This is a genomic window from Streptacidiphilus sp. ASG 303 (genome assembly GCF_020991365.1).
Lineage (GTDB): Bacteria > Actinomycetota > Actinomycetes > Streptomycetales > Streptomycetaceae > Peterkaempfera.
Map to the genome: position 1 here is coordinate 1 of NZ_JAJLRA010000156.1, position 290 is coordinate 290.

Genomic DNA, 290 nt, shown 5'->3' on the forward strand with positions numbered 1-290 from the left:
GCCCGCGAGGACATCCCGGTCCTGGACGTGTCCGCCGCGGGCGACGAGATCCACGCCGTCCAGTTCACCCGCGGCGCCACCCCGCACAACCGCCTCCTCCTCCCGCAGCTGCCCGCCACCAGCGCCGTCACCTCGGTGGAGGCGCAGACGGTGCTGCACGTCTTCCGGGAGTCCGGCCGGTGGCGGCTGGACGTGCTCGACCCGGCCGCGCGGCAGGCCCTCACCCCGGCTCCCGCCGCCGCGGCGCGGCGGGAGCCGGACGAGGCCGACCGGGCCATCGCGGCCGCCCT

Annotated in this window: 1 pseudogene; it reads left to right on the top strand. The window is 78.6% G+C overall.

From position 1 onward, the window contains the following. Positions 1 to 290, top strand: a pseudogene (locus tag LO771_RS30335) (Lrp/AsnC family transcriptional regulator); the annotation flags it as partial.